11 protein-coding genes and 2 tRNA genes are annotated in these 14,086 nt (G+C 61.2%); 5 read left to right on the top strand and 8 right to left on the bottom strand.

Features of this window, described 5'->3' with window-relative positions; all coding sequences use genetic code 11:
* Positions 1–205: 205 nt before the first annotated feature.
* Positions 206–697 (top strand): L,D-transpeptidase family protein, encoded by a 492-nt coding sequence (locus tag C3938_RS09175; RefSeq protein WP_105102840.1) that lies wholly within the window; start codon positions 206–208, stop codon positions 695–697.
* 215 nt (positions 698–912) lie between these two features.
* Here the strand turns inward: C3938_RS09175 and dnaB are convergent, their stop codons facing one another.
* From dnaB to rpsF, 5 genes are all read right to left on the bottom strand, one after another.
* Positions 913–2,355 carry a replicative DNA helicase gene (gene dnaB, locus C3938_RS09170; protein WP_105102839.1) on the bottom strand — a complete coding sequence of 481 codons (1,443 nt, stop codon included), beginning with the start codon at positions 2,353–2,355 and terminating at the stop codon, positions 913–915.
* 160 nt (positions 2,356–2,515) lie between these two features.
* Positions 2,516–2,962 carry a 50S ribosomal protein L9 gene (gene rplI, locus C3938_RS09165; RefSeq protein ID WP_105102838.1) on the bottom strand — a complete coding sequence of 149 codons (447 nt, stop codon included), beginning with the start codon at positions 2,960–2,962 and terminating at the stop codon, positions 2,516–2,518.
* 34 nt (positions 2,963–2,996) lie between these two features.
* The gene (locus C3938_RS09160; RefSeq protein WP_233998733.1) at positions 2,997–3,821 is read right to left on the bottom strand and encodes a hypothetical protein; all 825 of its coding nucleotides are present in this window, start codon (positions 3,819–3,821) and stop codon (positions 2,997–2,999) included.
* Between the two features lie 62 nt (positions 3,822–3,883).
* On the bottom strand, positions 3,884–4,114 hold the full coding sequence (gene rpsR / locus C3938_RS09155; RefSeq protein WP_105102836.1) for a 30S ribosomal protein S18: 231 nt from the start codon (positions 4,112–4,114) through the stop codon (positions 3,884–3,886).
* A 12-nt stretch (positions 4,115–4,126) separates the two neighbouring features.
* On the bottom strand, positions 4,127–4,579 hold the full coding sequence (rpsF, locus tag C3938_RS09150; RefSeq protein WP_105102835.1) for a 30S ribosomal protein S6: 453 nt from the start codon (positions 4,577–4,579) through the stop codon (positions 4,127–4,129).
* A gap of 285 nt (positions 4,580–4,864) precedes the next feature.
* Here rpsF and C3938_RS09145 point away from each other — a divergent pair, with 285 nt between their 5' ends.
* Positions 4,865–5,716, top strand: coding sequence for an alpha/beta fold hydrolase (locus C3938_RS09145; protein WP_158681622.1), 852 nt, complete (start codon positions 4,865–4,867; stop codon positions 5,714–5,716).
* Positions 5,717–5,803: 87 nt separating this feature from the next.
* Positions 5,804–6,514, top strand: coding sequence for a 2OG-Fe(II) oxygenase (locus tag C3938_RS09140; RefSeq protein WP_105102833.1), 711 nt, complete (start codon positions 5,804–5,806; stop codon positions 6,512–6,514).
* A 220-nt stretch (positions 6,515–6,734) separates the two neighbouring features.
* On the opposite strand, the gene rlmB is transcribed toward C3938_RS09140, so the two are convergent.
* Positions 6,735–7,490: a 23S rRNA (guanosine(2251)-2'-O)-methyltransferase RlmB gene (gene rlmB / locus C3938_RS09135; RefSeq protein ID WP_105102832.1), complete on the bottom strand. Its 756-nt coding sequence runs from the start codon at positions 7,488–7,490 to the stop codon at positions 6,735–6,737.
* A 3-nt stretch (positions 7,491–7,493) separates the two neighbouring features.
* Positions 7,494–10,442, bottom strand: a complete 2,949-nt coding sequence (gene rnr, locus C3938_RS09130; RefSeq protein WP_105102831.1) for a ribonuclease R — start codon at positions 10,440–10,442, stop codon at positions 7,494–7,496.
* 338 nt (positions 10,443–10,780) lie between these two features.
* Between rnr and C3938_RS09125 the strand changes: the two genes are divergently transcribed.
* A tRNA-Leu gene (locus tag C3938_RS09125) sits at positions 10,781–10,867 on the top strand.
* 129 nt (positions 10,868–10,996) lie between these two features.
* Here C3938_RS09125 and ppc read toward each other — a convergent pair.
* Positions 10,997–13,654, bottom strand: a complete 2,658-nt coding sequence (gene ppc, locus C3938_RS09120; protein WP_105102830.1) for a phosphoenolpyruvate carboxylase — start codon at positions 13,652–13,654, stop codon at positions 10,997–10,999.
* A gap of 254 nt (positions 13,655–13,908) precedes the next feature.
* Here ppc and C3938_RS09115 point away from each other — a divergent pair.
* Positions 13,909–13,995: transfer RNA gene (locus tag C3938_RS09115), tRNA-Leu, on the top strand.
* Positions 13,996–14,086 lie beyond the last annotated feature (91 nt).

Raw genomic sequence — 14,086 nt, 5'->3', positions numbered from 1 at the left:
CTTCCCGGACCTAGTCCGGGCTGGCAGTCAAGGACAGCGCTGTCATGATGCTTTTGCGTCACCAAGTCGCACCGCGCAACCACATTGCTTTCCACCATGGCGATGTATTTCGCCCAGAACTCCCCGCCTGGTCAGGGATGTGGAAGTGCGAGAGCACGGATGCTGATTGTTACGCCCCGGAATGTCACCACTACCGATGAGAGCCATGCGATACCTGAAACTGAGCCTGATTACCCTGCTGCTGTTGCCAACCCTGGCACTTGCCAAGATAAAGCCTGTTGACGAAGTTGTGGTCTACAAGTCCAAGCATCTGATGCAACTTAAGCGCAACGGCAAGGTAGTGAAGAGCTACAAGGTGGTTTTCGGCAAAAACCCAGTGGGCCACAAACAGTACGCGGGTGACTCACGCACCCCTGAGGGGCGCTATACCCTCAACTGGAAAAAGAAAAACAGCACCTACTACCGCGCCATTCAGGTCTCTTACCCGAATGCTGCCGACCGCGCGCGCGCGGCCAAACTCGGCAAGAACCCTGGCGGCTCCATTATGATCCACGGCCAAAAGCCGCACTGGAAAGGAATCGAAAAATACCTGACCAAGATGAACTGGACCGACGGCTGTATCGCGGTGACCAATCCGGAAATGGACGAGATCTGGGCGATGGTGGATACCGGCACGCCGATTGAGATTTTTCCCTGAGTAAGCGGCCAACTAAGTCGCTTACGGAGCACGGAGGCCCGAATTGAAGGCAATGTGCCGGGTGGGGATTTTCAGGATCGTCGGCAACAGGGACGTTGCCGACGAAGCGTACAGGGATGTATTCACAGGGGGGCGCCTAGCTCGGTCCTGAAAAGCCCCACCCGGTGCAGTGCCGCCACGAGCTCTCAAGGACCAGCAATCACTGAACTCTAAAATTACTCGCCCTGATAGTACTCAGGCGCCAGATCATCAAACCGCGTGTACTTGCCCACAAACGCCGCACGACAGGTACCGATCTCACCGTTACGCTGCTTGCCGATAATCAACTCGGCAATGCCCTTGTCCGGGCTGTCCTCGTTGTAATACTCATCCCGGTAGATAAACAGGATCACATCCGCATCCTGCTCGATCGCCCCCGATTCCCGCAAATCCGAGTTCATCGGCCGCTTGTTCGGGCGCTGCTCCACCCCCCGGTTCAGCTGCGACAGCGCGATCACCGGGCACTCGTACTCCTTCGCCAGCCCCTTCAACGAGCGCGAAATCTCGGAAATCTCCTGGGTACGGCCCTCGGTACTGCCCTTCACCTGCATCAACTGCAGGTAATCCACCATAATCATCGCCGGCATCGCCCGGCGCTCCGCCTCCTCACGCGACAGCTTCGGGTCCGCCTGCATCAGCTTGTTGGTGTGATCCCGCACCGTACGTTTCACCCGAGCCCGCACCTCACTGGGAGACAGACCCGGTGTGTCGTCGATGTACAGCCCCTTGCCCTTCATCTTCTGCACCGCGCTCGACAGCTTCGGCCAGTCCTCCTCCTGCAACTTGCCGTTGCGGATACGGCCCTGATCGATCTTGCCGATGGAAGACAACATCCGCATTACCAGGCTGTCCGACGGCATCTCCATACTGAACACCATCGTCGGCTTTTCCTGGCTCAGCATGGCCGCCTCGACGAAGTTCAGCGCCAGCGCGGTCTTGCCCATGGAGGGACGCGCCGCGAGGATGATCAGCTCGCCCGGCTGCCAGCCGGAAGTGCGCTGGTCCAGTTCGGTGAGCCCGGTACTGAGGCCGGTGAGATCACCCTCGGACTTGAACAGCTCGTCGATGCGTTCGACGGTCTTTTTCAGCAGCGCATCGACACCGACGAACCCGCCCTCTTTGGCACGCCCCTCAGCGATTTCCGTGACCCGGCGCTCTGCCATCTGCAGCAGGTCGATAGAACTCAGGCCACCGGGATTGAAACTGGTGCGACTGATCTCACCCGCGGCGGCGATCAACTGGCGCAGCATCGAGCGCTCGCGCACAATCTTGGCGTAAGCAACGATGTTGGCCGTGGATGGGGTGTTTTCCGCGAGTTCGGCGAGGTAGGCCGGGCCGCCCACGCTCGCCAGCAGGTCGCGGCTGGCGAGGCCCTCTGCAAGGGTGACGATATCCAGAGGCTGCTCGCCGCCGGCGAGCTGCAGCATCACCGCAAAAATAGTGCGATGACTGGCGACAAAGAAGTCCGACTCACTCAGCTGCTCCGCCACCGCATCCAGGCGGCTGGCATCCAGCATCAGGCCGCCGAGTACCGACTGCTCTGCTTCCACCGAGTGCGGTAGCGGGGAACTGGCCTGGGAATCCTGGGTTGCCTCTGTGGGCGGGGCGTATTCGTTCATCGGCGGTATAGACAATTATTCCAAGCACAAAACAAATCGGGCGCTGCATCCTCACGGCCGGTTAAAACCAGCAGAGAGAATCCAGCGCCCGATTGTAGCGCGGCTCGACCGCCAACGGACACTGCCATCAGCGGCGAACGCACAGGATCATGGCAATCGCTTATTCGGCGACTACAACAACCTTGACGGTGGCAATCACGTCGGAGTGCAGCTGTACGTCAACATCGAACTCGCCCACTTCGCGCAGCGCACCTTCCGGCAGCTTCACTTCGGCCTTGCTGACTTCAACGCCGGCAGCGGTGATCGCTTCGGCGATGTCGCGCGTGCCGATGGAGCCGAACAGTTTGCCTTCGTCGCCAGCGTTGGCGGCGATGGTAACGGTCAGTTCAGCCAGCTTGGCAGCGCGCTCTTCCGCGGAGCCCAGTTTGGCCGCGGCCGCAGCTTCCAGCTCAGCGCGCTTGGCTTCGAACTCAGCGATATTCGCTGCGTTGGCCAGAATGGCTTTGCCGGTAGGCAGCAGGTAGTTACGGCCAAAACCGGCTTTGACTTCAACGCGGTCGCCCACTTTGCCCAGTTTGCCTACTTTGTCGAGCAGAATAACTTCCATCTCGGAACCCTCAGTTTCAGTTCTTGTGCGCCGCTCAGCGGTTATTGCCAGAGCGTGCGCGAATATCAATCCAGCTATCGATCAGTGCCAGTCCACACAGGAACCCGGCCAATGGCAGTGCGGCAATCACCAGTGTGATGTACATGGCGATCAATGGTCCGCGCCCCCAGCCCTTGCGGGCCACCAGCCAGTGGATCAGGCAGATGCCCGCCACCATCATCGGGAAGGCCGCTACCGCACCCCAGAACACCAGGTGTTCATTCACGAGGCAGTAGATCCACAACAGCATACCGGCACCCGCAACAGGGACTGGCATGCGCAGTGCGTGCAACTCCTCCCGCAGACCGCCAGGGTTGTACAGCATGGCCTGCCACCAGCGCCCCAGAATCAGCGCCAGTGCGGCGCTGATCACAGATACCCAACTCAGGTACCCGGTAGCCTGGCTCTCGCTGGCGAATGCCTTGCTGAGCTGCTGGGCCTCAGAGTTCTGCGCCCCGCCCGCGGCCTCGATGATCGCCTGAGACAGGCTCTCCACAACACCACCGGCCACCTGTGAGGTCACCAGTATGCCGAGCGCCGAAGCAGCGGTGAGCGCCACCAGCGCCCAGCTCCAGGAGCGAGTGGCGCGCAGCGCCAGCGCCCCGGCCAATACGCCCACAAAGTGGGTAATGGCCAGCCCCGCCATCAGCGGGGTCATGTAACCGGCACCAGCAGCGGCAACCAGCGGCAGCAGAGCCCAGGCCAGAACAAACAGGCCGTCACCACTGCCGCGGCGCAATCCCACCAGCGCGAGCACCGCGGGACTGATCAACGGGATTCCCACCATGGTAAGAATCACCGCGCGCACGCGCGATCGCATGGCAAATTCAGCGATGGCGCGCACTAGATAGCTTCTCTGTTAATACAGTACGTACGAAGCAATTAAGCCTCGTGGCTGTCCGTGTACGGCAGCAGCGCAATGTAACGCGCACGCTTGACCGCGGAGGCCAGCTGACGCTGATACTTGGCTTTGGTGCCAGTGATACGGCTCGGTACGATTTTGCCGGTTTCAGAGATGTAGGCTTTCAGAGTATCGAGATCTTTGTAGTCGATACGCTTTACGCCTTCAGCGGTGAAACGGCAGAACTTACGACGACGGAAAAAACGTGCCATCAGATTATCCCCTTACTCTTCGTCTTCGGATTCATCGGAGGACGCATCATCATCAGCGCCGTCGGAGGAATCGTCTTCGTCACGCTCAGCGCGCTCGCGGCGCTCAGAACGCTCGGCACGAGCCGCTTTACGCTCGCGGGACTCTTTCTCAGCCTTCAGGATCGGGCTTTCTTCGGTGATGGCTTCGTCTTCACGGATCACCAGGTTACGCAGCACCGCATCGTTGTACTTGAAGTTGGTGGTCAGTTCCGCCAGCGCTTCTTCAGTACACTCGACATTCATCAGAATGTAGTGAGCCTTGTGGATTTTGTTGATCGGGTAAGCCAGACGGCGACGGCCCCAGTCTTCCAGACGGTGAACGCTGCCACCGCTTTCCTTGATGGTCGCGGTGTAACGCTCAACCATACCGGCAACCTGCTCGCTCTGGTCCGGGTGAACCAGGAATACAATTTCGTAATGACGCATTTTTGCTCCTTACGGGTTAAAACAGCCTCCTGGCTTGCCGCTACCTTCATTGCAGCGGCTGCCCGGTGAGGCAAGGAGTACGCAACCAGACCGGCGATGGGCCTGTTGCGGGCGGCGTATTCTATGCGCCTCCCCAACTGGTTGCAAGTTGAGCGATCCGCGCCTGCAACCCGCAGCCTGCGGCACCTGGTGCGAACCGATCACCGCGAGGAGCGTTCTGGTCATGGGCGACCGCCGGCCCACCTCTTATAGTCCCGGCAGCAGATGCATCCGGTACCGCAGTTCATGACCAACGAGACGCCCAGCACCACCGTACACCACCTCCAGCTCGGGAAATTCCGCGTTCCCCTGACCATGCGCCGCTTGGGAGGAGAGCATCCTCTCGCGCTGGTGCTGCCCGCACTCGGTGTTCCCGCCATCAAATACACCCGCTTGCTGGACAGCCTGGCGGCGCGCGGCTACCACACGGCCATCTGCGAGCTGCCCGGCACCGGGGAGAGCCAGCCGCAGCCGAGTCGCACCGCCGATTACGGCTATAACGACCTGGTATTTACGTGGATTCCCCAGGCTCTGGCGGCGGTGCGGGAAGCGTTCGGGCGGGAACCGGCACTCCTTCTCGGCCACAGTATCGGCGGCCAGACCCTCACCCTCGCCGCCCGCGCGGGGCTCACCGGTGACGCCCAGGTGGTCAGCGTGGCCGCCGGGCACCTGGACAGCCGCAGCTGGCGGGGCGTGAAACGTATATCGGTCGTGGGCGCCGCGGTCATCGCCCACGCCAGCACCCGAATTTTCGGTTATTTTCCAGGCAAGCAGCTGCAGTTTGGCGGGCGCGAAGCCGCGACCCTGATGCGCGACTGGGGCAGCGGTATTCTCCGCGGTCGCTTCACGCCGGAGGGACGGCTTCCCAAAACCGTGGAGCTGTTACACAAACCGCTGCATCTGTGTATTGAACGCGATCCCTTCGCGCCGCTGAACGCCACCCGGCGTCTCGCGGAACTGGTGGACGGCGCGGTACGCCAGATTCCCGCCACCTACTCCAGCGGCAACCCGCACCTCAGCTGGATCAAGAACCCGGAGCCGGTATTGGATATAGTGCAGTCCTGGATGGACGCCGCCGGAGCCCCCAGGCCCGATTGAGGCATCGGCGCTCCCGTCCGTCCCACACCTTCAGCAGCAACGCACTCAGAAACTCACTGAGGGGCCCTGAGGTAAGGGGAGAGAACCATGGACCCGATGATTGTCCAATTCGACAACGCCGTACCGGCGGATTACTGCGCGCAGGTCATCCAGCGCTTTCAGCAGTCTCCCGACAAGTCCGCTGGCCGCACGGGTTCCGGGGTGGATGTCGCCAAAAAAGAGAGCTCCGACCTGTATCTGTCCGGCCACGAGGCATGGCGCGACGTCTGCCACAATATCAACAGCGTGGTGTACCAGGCCCTCACCGGCTACTGCCGCCGTTACCCACATATGCTGACCGGCGCTGTATCAGCGAGTGTTCGCGATGCATCGGGGACCGGCATGCGCACGCTGGCGGCCACGGATATCGAAGGTCTCGACGAGCCCCTGCTGAAACAGCTGGTGGCGAGCTTCTACCGTTTCGACGGCATCAATATGCAGCACTACCGCCAGAACAGCGGCGGCTACCACCACTGGCATTCCGAACACTTTCCCCACCCCACCGACCCGGAACAGAAATCACTGCACAGGGTGCTGTTCTGGCTGCTGTTTCTGAACGATGTCGAGGAGGGAGGGGAGACCGAATTTTTCTACCAAAAGACCAGGATCCAGCCACGCGCAGGAAGGCTGCTGCTGTCGCCCTGCAGTTTTACCCACACCCACCGCGGCAACGTGCCCGTATCCGGAGACAAATACATCCTCACGTCCTGGGTTATGTACCGCCCGGCGCACCAGCTCTATGGCCAGCTACCGGGTTGAGACCACAGCCCTGTACAAGACCGGCTCCGAACCCGGAGTCACCGATTTCTGAAATTTTATATTGAGGGGTTCGTCACGCCCGGCGTCATATAGAAGTGTCGCGAAAATAACCCAGAAACAATAACAATAAACAACAGGGACCCAAGAACAACAAACGGGATATCTCTGCAGGGGGGGCGGGTACGCCCCCTCCATTTTCTTCCTTTGACCGATCAAAACCTCAGCGCGAACGCTGACGCACGGCCTCGAACAGGCACACCCCTGTCGCCACCGATACATTCAAACTGCTGACCTCACCCGCCATAGGAATCTTGATCAGGTGATCGCAGTGTTCCCGCGTAAGGCGGCGCATTCCCGGCCCCTCGGCTCCCATGACAATGGCGATGGGGCCGGTGAGTTCTGACTGATAGACATCCTGTTGCGCCTCACCGGCGGTACCAAAAATCCAGATACCCGCCTGCTGCAGCATCTGCATGGTGCGCGCAAGATTGGTAACAGGAACGAAAGGCAGTACCTCCGCAGCACCACAGGCCACCTTCCTTGCCACAGGAGTGAGACCGGCGGCATTGTCTTTGGGCGCGATAACCGCATGCACACCGGCGGCCTCCGCAGAGCGCAGACAGGCTCCCAGGTTGTGCGGATCGGTGACGCCATCAAGGATCAACAGAAACGGCGTTTCCTCCTTGTCCGCCAGCTGTTGCAACAGCGTTTTCAGAAACTGCTCGTCATAGACTTTGGTTTCGCCGGCACAGATGGCCACGGCGCCCTGGTGGTTGCCATCGTCGCCGACCTTTTCATCCAGCGCGCGGCGATCCACATAGCGGATAACGATTTCGTTCTGTTCCGCCTGGCGGATGATTTTCTGCAGTTTCTGATCTTTGCGCCCGCGCAACAGCAGCAGTTCCTGCACCTGCTGGGGAGCGCTTTTCAACAGGGCCTGCACCGCGTGCAGGCCGTAGACGAATTGCTGTGCCACTGATTACTTCTTCTTGCCGGATTTCTTTTTTGCCGATTTTTTCTGCGCGGCCTTTTTCGCTACCGCGGATTTGGCGGCCTTATGTGCCGCCTTGCGAGCAGCGACCGCGGGCCGCTTGCCGCCCTTGCGCGTCGGCGTTTTACTGGGGCCACGTTTCTTTCTCGGGACCTCATGCGCCTGATCGATGCCGGGCTCAGCATCACCAGCTGTATATGCGCCCTCAGATGACGCACCCCACACGTTTTCTTTCTCCACGGGCCGCTCCGTTGTGGATGATTTCCAAACGGACTTCTCCCGCGCTGGCGCAATGGCTTCCGCCTCGTCACTACCCACCTTGCGCTTGCGCACCGGGCGCGCGGTATCGTCAACGGCGGCTTTCTTCTTCAGACCGGCACCCCAGGGGCTGCTTTTTTCAGCACCGGAACTGAAATCGGATTTACCCTTGCGCTTGCGCTCCTGCTGGAACTCCACCGCCATTTCCATCGCGCGGCCACTAACTCTGGTGGACTCGGCACCCGCATCACCGTGGGACTTTTTTGCCTTAGGTGTGGGATGCGGCTTGCCACTGGGTATTTCGGACGACACTTCTGCGCCTTTACTCTCCATGCCTTTTTTCACATCTTTCTTCGCCGCCTTCGGCTTGCGGTATTTGGGGTTTTGATAACTGGGTCGTGGATGCAGCTCAACGAAGGTGAAATCTACTTTGCGCTCTTCCAGGTCCACCCTCGCCACCTGCACGGTGACGCCGTCGCCGAGGTGGAAACGCACACCACTGCGCTCACCCACAAGACGCTGCTGCGCCTGCTCGAACTGGTAGTAATCCTTGGGCAGGGCGGTGACGTGGATCAGGCCCTCAACATACAGGTCATCAATTTCCACAAACAGTCCGAAGCCGGTCACCGCGCTGATCACACCGCGGAACACTTCGCCCACATGGTCCTGCAGGTATTCGCACTTGAGCCAGCTGACCACATCACGGGTGGCGTCGTCGGCGCGGCGTTCGGTCATCGAGCAGTGTTCACCCAGCTCCGCCATGGCGGGCGGGCCGTAGGGCAGGATTTCTTCGCGGGTGAGCGCGTGGGCGCCGGGTGCCGGGCGTACCTTTTTCGCCACTGCGGCAGGATTGGCGCTGCCATTGCGAATCAGCCAGCGCAAACCCCGATGCAGAAGCAAGTCGGGATAACGGCGGATGGGCGAGGTGAAGTGGGCATAGGCGCGGTAATCGAGACCGAAGTGGCCGCGATTTTCCGGCTGATACACCGCCTGGTTCATGGAGCGCAGCAACATGGTCTGAATGATGTGAAAATCCGGACGGCCCTCCACTTCCTGCAGCAGCGTTTGATAGTCGCTGGGTTGTGGCTCGCTGCCACCTTCGAGTCGCAGCCCCAGCTCACCGAGATATTCCCGCACATTCTCCAAACGCTCCTGCTTGGGGATGTCGTGCACGCGGTACAGTGCCGGCAGTTCCGCCAGCTCCATCAGCTCCGCCGCACACACGTTGGCGGCGAGCATGCACTCCTCGATCATCTTGTGCGCGTCGTTACGGGTAACCGGCACGATCCGCTCGATCTTGCGCGCGGCATCGAAAATGATCCGCGTCTCGGTAGTTTCAAAGTCGATGGCGCCGCGCCGATCGCGCGCACTGCGCAGCGCCTTGTACAGGTCGTGCAGGTTGTCGATATGCGGGGTGAGTGCGGCAAACTGCTTGCGCAGCCCACTGTCGCGGTTACCCCGTTCCGCCACCAGCTCGCCCACCTGGGTATAGGTGAAGCGGGCGTGACTGCGCATCACACCTTCAAGGAACTGGTAGCCGAGGATATTGCCGGACTCGTCGATGCGCATCTCGCACACCATGCACAGGCGATCCACTTCCGGGTTCAGTGAACACAGGCCATTGGAGAGTTTCTCCGGCAGCATCGGCACCACGAAATCCGGGAAATACACCGAATTGCCGCGCTGGTGCGCTTCCACATCCAGCGGTGTTCCAACTTCTACATAGTGAGAGACATCGGCGATGGCCACCAGCAGCTTCCAGTTGCCATCCGGCAGTACTTCGCAGAACACCGCGTCGTCGAAATCGCGCGCGTCTTCGCCATCGATGGTGACAAGCGGCAGCTGGCGCAGGTCGATGCGCGCCGTCTTGTCTTCTTCCAGCACCTCGTCGGCGATGCCCTCCACCTGCGCCAGCACCGCGGCGGGCCACGTGTGGGGGATACCGTAATTGCGGATGGCGACGTCGATCTCCATACCCGGCGCCAGATGGTCGCCGAGCACCTCACTCACCTCCCCCTGGGGCAGGTGGTCACGCCCGGGTTGCTGGGTGATGTCCACCACCACGTACTGGCCGCTCTTGGCCTCGCCACACTTGCCTTCCGCGACCATGATGTCGAGGTTGATGCGCGGGTTATCCGGACGCACGAAGCACACGCCGTCCTCCCGGTACAGGCGACCGGCAAGCTGCTTCGTGTTGTGCTTGATGACACGCACCACCGCGCCTTCGCGCTTGCCGCGGAAACCGCCGGGGGTCTCGCGCACCAGCACTTCGTCGCCATCAAACACCTTGCGCATCTGGCGGTGCGAGAGGTAGAGGTCATCGCTGCCGTCACCGGGAGAGACGAAGCCGAAACCATCGCGGTGGCCGATGACACGGCCGCGCACCAGGCTCATTTTGTCGAGCACGCCGAAGTCACCGGAGCGGTTGCTGGCAATCTGGCCGTCGCGGCTCATGGCGATGAGGCGGCGGCGCACGCCTTCGCGGCGGTCTTCGTCGTCGAGACTGAGCAGGTCTGCCACCGCTTCCCACGATACCGGACCGGGTTGCTGCTCCAGCAGATCCAGCAGGAATTCGCGGCTGGGAATGGGTTTTTCGTACTTTTCTGCCTCGCGATCCGCGTGAGGATCTTCAGCGATAACAGAGGGATCGGGTTTGTCTTGGTTCAAAACAGCTTCCATTGTTCTGCGATTGACCGCGCGGTCTGCACGGCCCCGGGAGGCGCCCAGCGCAGTTGTGTGAGTGGGTGCAACGGTCCGATCCAGCCATCTGCTGGATGGGGTTTTGGAGTGGCGAATGCCAGTAGCGGCCTCTGGCCACCGATGATGTGTTGCACATTGCCGCGAGTATAAGCGATTTAGCGGCCAATTCCCGACCGGATTTATTGCCCGGGCGCGGTGGCGTGGAAATGCGGATTCCAATGTCACAAAATCGGTCGCAAAACATGCCGCAAAAAGCGTTGACACCCCGGGGGCAAATCAATATAGTGCGCGTCCTCAACGGGGCACACCGTTGACTTGCCCAGGTGGCGGAATTGGTAGACGCGCTAGCTTCAGGTGCTAGTGGCCTTACGGTCGTGGAAGTTCAAGTCTTCTCCTGGGCACCATATCCGCAAAAAAGGCCGACTCGAAAGAGTCGGCCTTTTTTATTGTCCGAATTCCAGATACGTCCGCCATCTCCGAGAAGGCTGCACCCGGTAGCGACACCGCCACCGGGCTATCCAGTAACACGAAACTTAGCCCGTATTGCGCATTCCCGCGGCAATCCCCGCAATGGTCACCATCAACGCACTTTCCAGCACGGGATCGTCTTCGCGGGTGCGCAGGCGCGCCATCAGCTCCGCCTGCAGCAGGTGTAGAGGATCGGTGTAGGGGTCGCGCACGCGGATGGACCAGCGCATCACCGGATTGTTGTCCAGCAAATCCCTGCGCCCGGTCAGCTGGCTCAGGGCCGCGACGGTGCGCGCTAGGCGGCTGCGCAGCTCCACACCGAGACGCTGCAATTCCGGGTCATCCGTCAGGCGCTCTTCGTACCAAAGGGCCACGCGGGTGTCGGACTTGGCCAGCACCATCTCCAGCATGTCCACCACGGTCTGGAAGAACGGCCACTGCTCACTCATGGCGCGCAGGGTGTCCGGCGCATTTTCCAGGCCGGTTTCCAGGGCGGCACCAGTGCCGAGCCAGGCCGGCAGCATCAGGCGCATCTGCGTCCAGGCAAACACCCAGGGAATGGCGCGCAGGGTTTCCACGCCGCCACCGGGTTTGCGCCGCGCCGGGCGGCTGCCGAGGGCCAGGCGGCTCAGTTCGGTTTCCGGGGTAACGGTGCGCAGGTAGGACACCAGCGCGGGGTCGTCGCGCACCACTTCGCGGTACGCGCGCACAGACGCCTGGGTGAGGCGGTCCATTTCCGCCCGCCACTCCGGGCGCGGCTCCGCCGGCGGCAACAGGGTCGCCTCCAGGGTTGCGGCCATATACTGTTCAAGATTGTAGGCGGCGACCGACGGGCGACCGTATTTGAAGCGGATCATCTCGCCCTGCTCGGTGACGCGGATGCGTCCGGCCACCGAACCAGGGGGCTGGGACATCAGCGCCATCCTTGTGGGCGATCCGCCGCGGGAAATGGAGCCGCCGCGGCCGTGGAACAGGGTCAGGGGAATGCCGTGTTCACGGAAAATGCCGGTAAGCGCTTCCTGCGCACGGAACTGCGCCCACGCCGCACCGAGGAACCCCGCGTCCTTGGCGGAATCCGAATAGCCAATCATCACTTCCTGGCCAGCCTTCACGCGCTCGCGATAGAACGGAATCTCCAGCAGTGCACTCATGGTGTCGAAGGCGCTATTGAGATCGTCCAGGGTCTCAAACAGCGGCACCACACGCATGGGCTCGCGCACGCCGGCGATTTTCTGCAGCAGCATCACCGCGAGCACGTCTGACGAGGTTCTCGCCATGGAAATGACGTAGGCGCCGAGCCCCTCGGGGCCCTGCTCGGCAATCACCTTGCAGGTGTCGAGCACCTCGCGCACGTCGTCGGTACAGAATTCGCTTTGGTAAAAGGCGCCATTGACCAGCGGGCGGCGACTTTCCAGTTCCGCCAGCAAAAACTTCTGCTTTACCTTCTCGCCCCAGCTCGCGTAACTGCCGAGATCCAGATAACGGGTGATGGCGTCGATCACATTGGCGTGGCGGGTGGATTCCTGGCGCACATCCAGCTTCAGCAGGGTGATACCGAAGCAGTTGAGGCGTCGCAGGGTATCTTTCAACTGGCCGTCGGCAATGGCGCCGAGACCCACCTCGCGCAGGGAGCGGTCGATCAGACTCAGCTCGCCGTACAGTTCGCGACCGCTGGCGTAGATCTCGCCCTCGGGCTCCAGTCCGCCGTTGACCCGGGCTTCCATCAGCGCGCGGGTGTTGCGCAGGCGGTCACGCACTTCGCGCAGTAACAGCCGGTAGGGTTCCTGGCTGGGGCCCGTGTGCGCCAGCAGCTCATCGCTGGCACGATGCATGGACAGGTCGGCGAGCAGATTCTCCACATCCCGCAGATAGAGGTCCGCGGCCATCCAGCGCGCCAGGGTCAACACCTGGCGGGTCACTTTTGAAGTGACATTGGGGTTGCCATCGCGATCCCCACCCATCCAGGAAGCAAAGCGCACCGGCACCCAGTCCGCCGGCAAGGGCTCAATGCCGGCTAGCGCCAGCTCCTCCTCGATATCGCGCATACCCTGCGGCACCGCCTGCCACAGGGACTGCTCGATGGTAGCGAAACCCCACTTGGCTTCATCCACCGGGGTCGGGCGTTCACGGCGGATTTCGTCGGTGCTCCAGGCGGAGAGGATCTGCTCGCGCAGCAGGCGGCGCAGATGCTCCTGCTCTTCCGGAGTGGTGTCCGGACGATCCATTTCGGTGAGCAGGTTGGCAATCTGGTCGTACTTGCGGATCAGGGTGCGACGGGTTACCTCCGTCGGATGCGCGGTGAGCACCAGCTCCACGGAGAGCTCGGAAAGCACCTGGCGGATTCGGTCCTGGCTCACATCGGCATTTTTCAATTCCGCCAGTACCTGGCGCAGGCCCCGGTCGGTATCCGGATCACCGGGAAAGCGCTCGTGACGGCGGCGCAGGCGCTCGCGGTGGCGTTGTTCGGCAATATTCGCGAGGTTGAGAAACTGGCTGAAAGCGCGCGCCACCTCCAGCAGCGTCTCGTCATCCAGCGGATCCAGCAGCTCCCGTAGTTTTCCTACAGGCATTTCCCCATGGCCGCGACTCTCTACAGCCACCTGGCGAATGGTCTCTACGGTGTCATACAGCGCGCTGCCCGCCTGAGTGCGCAACACACTACCCAGCTCCTCGCCGAGCAGGCGAACGTCCTCTCTCAATGGAGCATTTTGGTCCTGATCCACGAAATACCTCCCTTCAGCTGAACTTGTTTGCGCGACATTTTTACATATTTCACGGGAGAGATTGATGCTCCACGAGCCTTTTTTGTAAAAAAACTACAGAACACTGTGATTCCCGCACCCACCCGGGCCCGCCCTGTTCGATTCGAGAGACACCGGCCTATGTCCAGCGGGTCGCAAACAGGTCACAACGGATAATTGACACGCCGCTGAAAACGGCTATAGTGCGCAGCCTCGGCGGCAGACACCGCCGGTTTGCCCAGGTGGCGGAATTGGTAGACGCGCTAGCTTCAGGTGCTAGTGGCCTTACGGTCGTGGAAGTTCAAGTCTTCTCCTGGGCACCATATCCGCAAAAAAGCCGACTCGAAAGAGTCGGCTTTTTTATTGCCCGCAGTATGTGGAACACCAGCCAGCACTACTGCCGGAGGACTTGCG

Origin of the sequence: Microbulbifer pacificus, from assembly GCF_002959965.1 — a bacterium.
GTDB classification, from domain to species: Bacteria; Pseudomonadota; Gammaproteobacteria; order Pseudomonadales; family Cellvibrionaceae; genus Microbulbifer; species Microbulbifer pacificus_A.
The sequence above is the reverse complement of the archived record's forward strand: the minus strand, read 5'-3'. Positions and strand labels throughout refer to the sequence as shown.